The sequence below is a fragment of the Treponema sp. R6D11 genome (genome assembly GCF_054786075.1).
In genome coordinates this window covers 1-6,286 of sequence record NZ_BDHD01000110.1, presented here as the reverse complement: position 1 = coordinate 6,286, position 6,286 = coordinate 1, and the positions used below count along the sequence as shown (strand labels likewise).

Sequence of the window (6,286 nt, the reverse complement as noted above, 5' to 3'; positions counted from 1 at the left end):
GCGTAACGGCGGCGGTTGTGTTTGCGGCGGGGGGGGGGTTTGCCGGGTTTTGGGGGGGTTTTGTTTTTTTTGGCGGCGGGGTTTTTTTTTTTGGCGGGGGTGTTTTTTTTTATGGGGGGGAAGGTTTTTTTTTTTTTTTCGTTTTTCTTTTTTTTTTTTGGTTTTTTAAATTTATGGGGTTTTAAAGGTTGTTTTTTTTTTTTTCCGGGGGGGGGGGTTTTTACTTTGGTGTGGGGGGGTTGTTTTTTTTTTTAATAACCGCCATTACCTCTCCAAACTGCTTGTTGTCGACGCTAAATTTAAACTTTGGGGGCGTTTTAAGTACAATCGAGGCGAGATTCAATCAGGCTCTTTTGATATTGAACCTTTAGAAACCGACAAAAAATCCCTCGATATTCTTCCTGTGTATCCGCTTACGCAAGATATAACGCAAAAACAGATGCGCCGCTTTATTTTGCATATTCTTGAACAATACGTAGCAAAAATAGAAGACGAGCTTCCGCGTGAAATTATCGAAAGGGATAAATTGATGAAAAAAAGCGACGCTGTTATGGCGATTCACTATCCAAAATCCTTTAACGAATTGAAAATAGCAAAAAAATCCCTTGTTTACGAAGAGCTTTTTTACCTGGAAGTTATGGTAGGAAAACGCGTTATCGAAAGAAAAGGGAAAAAAAGCGCTGAAGTTTTCAGTAATTCCGCCGGCGACGCGTCTTTCACGCCCCTTCAAAGCCGCCTTCTGGAAAGACTGCCCTTTTCCCTAACGGAAGGGCAGAACACGGCGGTAAAGGAGATCAATTCCGACATGGCGTCCAATGTGCCGATGGCGCGGCTCTTGCAGGGTGACGTCGGCTGCGGCAAGACCCTCGTGTCGTTTCTCGCGGCGTTACGAGCTATTGAAGGTAACGGGCAGGCCGCGATTATGGCGCCCACGGAACTTCTTGCCCGCCAGCACGCGGAAAACGCCGCGCGTCTTTTGGAGCCGCTTGGATTAAGTGTCGCCTTTCTTACGGGCAATATAAATTCGCAAGGACGCAAAGAATTAATAAAGAACCTTCATGCGGGGAAAATTGATATTGTCGTTGGCACCCACGCCCTTTTTTCAAAAGACGTAACATATAAAAATTTAAAACTTGTCGTAATAGACGAACAGCATCGTTTTGGCGTAACGCAGAGGGCGCTTATCATGTCCAAGGGGGACAATCCCAACCTGTTAATGATGAGCGCCACTCCCATTCCTCGGACGCTCGCGTTTACCGTTTTCGGAGACATGGACGTTTCTGTAATTAAGGATATGCCGCCGGGAAGGAAGCAAATTATAACCCACCTCGCGAGAGAGTCAAACGAAATGAAGGTTTATGATTATATAAGGGGCGAACTGGAAAAGGGAAGGCAGGCGTATTTTGTCTATCCGTTAATCGAGGGCAGTGATGATAATAAAGACGAGGAAATAAAAGACGCGGTCTCAATGGCGAAAAGGCTTGGAAAGGAAATTTTCCCAAAGCAAAAAACCGCCCTTATCCATTCCAAACTGCCCGAAGAAGAAAAAATTCGGATAATGGACGATTTTCGCAAGGGAAAAATAAAAATTCTCGCCGCCACAAGCGTTGTAGAAGTGGGCGTGGACGTACCTAACGCGACATGCATGGTAATTGAACACGCCGAGCGTTTCGGTCTTTCGGCGTTACACCAGTTGCGCGGGCGCGTAGGCAGGGGGCAGGAGCAGTCGTACTGCTTTCTTGTTTACTCGGACGAACTTACGGAAGACGGAAAGACGCGCCTTAAAGTAATGTTGGAAAACAGCGACGGTTTTGTAATAGCGCAGGAAGACTTAAAATTGCGTGGTCCAGGCCTTATTACTGGTACCGAGCAGTCGGGGTATATGTTTTTTGGGATAGCCGACCCTGTCCGCGACATAGAACAGCTTGAACGCGCCCGCGAAGACGCGTTTGCGATTCTGGAAAGCGACCCCGATTTAGTGCTGGAAAATCATCGTATAATAGCGAGGGTGCTTGAAGAAGCGCCACCGTTTGGCGAGGTAACGCTTTAGAATAAAAATTAAATTTTTCCAAAAGAATTTCTCACAAAGGGCACGAAGGGGGAGAAGGACACAAAGGGAAATCAGGGGTATTTCATGATTGCGTCCCCACTTTTTCGCCGCCGCTTTTCTTCAACTCCGCGAACACTCGGGCTTGCAGTTTTTTCGGTACATAATGGAATAAACGTATATTGCGCTTTATCGCTTCAATATATAGTTTCACAGTCTTGAACTTTTTCGGCAAGAATTGAATCGTATTTTTGGATTGGGTATGCATTAATGCCTCAAGACACAATTCCCTAGTCTTTAATTCTTCCGGAACATATTCAAGCGCCCATCCGTTTTTCCGTACAGCATCAAACAACAAAGCTTCGGTTTTCATATTTCTGGCAAGCCACATTCTGACGATTGGCTCCAAGTCGGTCTTTACAGCTTCGTCCCTTGTCGCAATTGTCTGAAATGCAGAGGTATCATTGTCTTCAAAAACAAATTCTTCCCTGCCGCTAATAGTCCGAACCTTATTTTGTAAATCTCTTTGAATTAGTTCCTGTTTTTTAAATATTTCCTGATATGAATAAAGTGTCATTCTTTTCCCGTCTTCTTTTCTTTGTTCCATACATACTAGCAAAGCCCAAAGGGAACACTCCTGTACCGCGTCAATAATCGGCCTGTACATACCCGTGCCTTCTGTTGAACATTGTATTTCAACTTTAAAAGGACTGGTTTCGGTTACCGTGTATTCGTATTCACACGCCATAAGACTTTCCCATTCAAAATGTGTTACAGGCAGGGTCTTAAGGAATTTATTGACATCTCGCAAGGTTGCGTTTTTGAAGAAAACGGTATAATAATCCGTGGAGGCAAGATGCCGCTTGTTAGAAAGAAATCCCTCTTCTAAGATAATTTTTTCTGTTTTACTATTCTTGTTCATTTTGCCTTCTCCTTGTTTTCTTCCTTTTGCTATGTTTATTTATATATTGTAAGAACTTCACAGTGTCATAGAGTGATAGGGTGAAAAAAGATATAATAATTACTTAAACATAGCCTTAATCTTCGCCATGTATTCATCCGCTTTCGCGTCGTCAATAACTTCGGGTTCTTTTTCGTGGTATTTGACCAATTCAGGCGGTATCTCCGCGAGAAATGGGGAAGGGGAGCACTCGTCCGCCGTTTGCAGTCGCCGCCGCCTGCGGCAGCACGTTATGTACAATTTTTCCCTCGCCCTTGTAATCGCCACGTAAAAAAGACGGCGCTCTTCTTCGATGCTCCCAGCTTCGTCTTCGCCGTCTTCGTCCGTTTTAATTATGCTTTTCTCGTGGGGCATTAACCCCTTTTCCGCGCCAGCGATAAAAACAACAGGGAACTCCAATCCCTTTGCGGCGTGAATTGTGGAAAGGTTTACCTTCCCCTCGTTGTCGTTATTCCCATCGTCCCTCGTGATAAGGCTTATTCGGTTAAGCCACGGGTAAAGCCCCGCGTCAAGGTTGTCGGGATCGTCTTCCCAGTTTTCTATCATTCTGATAAAGTATTCGATATTCGTGTATTTCCATCTCGCTTTTTTCTCGTCTTTTCCGTGTTCAATGACAAGATAGCTCCAATAGTCAATTTCGTCAACTAACTTGCGAACGCATTGGGAAAGTTTCCACGGTTTTCCTTCCTCAGTTTGTTTTTCAATCATAAGGGTGCGAAAATGTTCTATCATCGCGGAAAATTCCTCCAGTTCCGTAAGCGCCTTATGGTCGTCAAAAAGGTTTTGCTGTCCCTGCGAATGGGCGTAAATCCTGCGGGAAAGTGCGTCCCAAACGCAGATATGATTTTTTTTCGCGAGTTCGTTTAACGAGGCGACCGTAGTTTTACCTATGCCTCTGCGCGGTGTGTTGATAATCCGTAAAAGGCTCACGTCGTCGTTCGTGTTGGAAATCAGACGCATATACGAGATTATGTCCTTTATTTCCTTGCGTTGGAAAAAACTGGTCCCGCCTGAAACGCGGTAGGGAATATTATCCGCCAAAAAGATTTCTTCTATATTGCGCATAAGGGAGTTTGTCCTTACAAGCACGCCGAAATCGTGGTATTTGTAATCTTCCGCTATCGATAAACGCCTAATCTGATCCGATATAAATTCCGCTTCAGCGGTTTCGTTCTCGGGGTAAAAAAGTTCTATTGGCTTTCCCTTCTTGTCCCGCGACCACAGGTTTTTTCCCTTTCTGTCTTTATTATGCGAAATTACCCCGTTCGCCGCGTCAAGAATAGTGCCGGTAGAACGGTAATTTTGTTCAAGTTTAATTTCCGTCCTTTCCGGAAAATCATTTTCAAACAGCAAGATGTTCTCGTAATTCGCGCCGCGCCATGAATAAATCGACTGGTCGTCGTCGCCCACAACGCAGATATTAGCGTTTTTTTCCGAGGCGAGAAACCTTATCAATTTATATTGGATAAGGCTCGTATCCTGAAACTCATCTATTAATATATACCGGTATTTCTTTTTGTATTTTTGAAGGACTTCTTCGTGTTTTTCAAACAGTTCAAGCGGTACGGTTAAAAGATCGTCAAAATCAACGGCGTTGTAAATCTTTAACGCCTGATTGTATTCCTCATAAACGGGTTTCATGTCGGCGTTTTCGTTCCATTGGACAAGTCCCGTTTTTACCTTGGAGAAAAACTGGCTAAGCGAGTAAAGATCAACTTTATGGGAAAACATTCTACATTCGCGTAACGATTCCTTTATAAGCGTAATTTTGTCTGTTTCGTCGTAAACCGAAAAATTCTTTCTGTATCCCAAAAGTTCTGCCTCGTCCCTAATAATACTTAGCCCGAAAGCGTGAAAAGTGCTGATACTTAGGCTTTGCAGTTTCTTTCCCGTTAATTCCTTTACTCTTATCTCCATTTCACGCGCCGCCTTGTTTGTAAAAGTGAGCGCAAGTATCGCCGACTGGGGAATTCCCTTTTCCAGCATATACGCGATACGGTAGGTAATAACGCTTGTTTTTCCCGATCCAGCGCCAGCGATGATAAGAGAAGGCCCCTCAGTCGTGCGCACCGCAAGCGCCTGCTGTTCGTTTAATTGTTCTTCAATGTTAAGTTTAGGCAAAATTGCTCCTTAAAAGAATAAGAGGAAGAATTTTTACCACGAACCACACGAAACTCACGAACTTTTTGCACATATCTTTTCGTTGTTCGTGTTGGTTCGTGTGGTTCGTGGTTAGATCTTCTTAAATTCATCATTTGTTTAAATGCGTCAAAACATCCGATACAACTTTCCCAGCTTTTCCCCTGTGGCTCAACGTGTTCTTCTCTTCCATGGAAAGTTCCGCAAGGGTGCGCCCTAATGAAGGTATCCAAAAAATGGGATCGTAACCGAAGCCGCCGTCCCCCTTCATTCCGCTCTTTCTAACAATTTCCCCCTCAAGGGTTTCCTGAACGATGATAAAATTTTCAGTTTCACGCAAAACGGTCATGGCGCAGACAAAGCGAGCGCTTCTGTTTTGGTTTTCACCCAATTCGTCAATAAGCAAAAGGTTTTGTTCCCCGCTAGCGAGCTTCTTGCCGTCTTTTTCCCCATATCGCGCGGAAAATACGCCAGGTCTTCCTTCAAGCGCGTTAACGCAAAGACCGGAATCGTCCGCTATTACAAGATCACCGCTGTTACCAAGAAGTTTTTTAAGTTCCCGCGCCTTAATCAGGGAATTTTCGCTGAAAGTTCTTCCCGTTTCATCGGGATTAAATTTTATTCCCTCCTGAGACGGGATAAAAAGTTTTACGTTTAAGACTTTTTCAAGCTCTTCTTTTTTATGGGCGTTATTTGTGGCAAACCATATTTTCATATTGTAATACTAGAACAATAATCTTTCATACTCAAGACGCGCGGTAAGGTTATCAGGGTCTAGATTCAACGCGTCTTCAAGGGCGATAAGCGCGTCGGAGGGGCGGGCGAGGGCGGTATAGCACCTTGACTTGTTGAATGTAATTTTAGACGCGGTCTTTTTATCGGGATTTTTTTCAAGCGCGAAAGAGTACTGCTCCAAAGCGAGTGAAAGAGAACGCTGGGATTCAAATATGCGCCCCTTATTCGCGTAAACATACCAGTCCGCGCTTTCTTCGGGTATTGACCGTAAGAAGTCAAAAGCCAAGTCGATATTTCCGTCATGCATTAATTCAACGGCCCTATAGAAATTTAACTCATGAAAATTTTCCGTAACGCCGCGTTTTAATAAAATATTTAATTCGTCATATTCCCGTTGAAAAGAC

At 44.1% G+C, this 6,286-nt stretch carries 5 protein-coding genes; 1 reads left to right on the top strand and 4 read right to left on the bottom strand.

Going from position 1 to position 6,286, the window contains the following annotated elements; all coding sequences use genetic code 11:
- Positions 1-169: 169 nt before the first annotated feature.
- Complete coding sequence (gene recG, locus ACYVTD_RS09135; protein ID WP_461247470.1) at positions 170-2,050, top strand: ATP-dependent DNA helicase RecG; 1,881 nt, start codon at positions 170-172, stop codon at positions 2,048-2,050.
- Positions 2,051-2,132: 82 nt separating this feature from the next.
- On the opposite strand, the gene ACYVTD_RS09130 is transcribed toward recG, so the two are convergent.
- The 4 genes from ACYVTD_RS09130 to ACYVTD_RS09115 all read right to left on the bottom strand — a co-directional run.
- Positions 2,133-2,969, bottom strand: coding sequence for a DUF4116 domain-containing protein (locus tag ACYVTD_RS09130; RefSeq protein WP_461247469.1), 837 nt, complete (start codon positions 2,967-2,969; stop codon positions 2,133-2,135).
- A gap of 99 nt (positions 2,970-3,068) precedes the next feature.
- On the bottom strand, positions 3,069-5,129 hold the full coding sequence (locus tag ACYVTD_RS09125) for an ATP-dependent helicase (RefSeq protein WP_461247468.1): 2,061 nt from the start codon (positions 5,127-5,129) through the stop codon (positions 3,069-3,071).
- A 130-nt stretch (positions 5,130-5,259) separates the two neighbouring features.
- A complete protein-coding gene (gene rdgB, locus ACYVTD_RS09120; RefSeq protein ID WP_461247467.1) occupies positions 5,260-5,862 on the bottom strand; it encodes an RdgB/HAM1 family non-canonical purine NTP pyrophosphatase in 603 nt (200 codons plus the stop codon).
- 9 nt (positions 5,863-5,871) lie between these two features.
- Positions 5,872-6,286: hypothetical protein (locus ACYVTD_RS09115; protein WP_461247466.1), on the bottom strand; the 415-nt coding region annotated here is incomplete at its 5' end.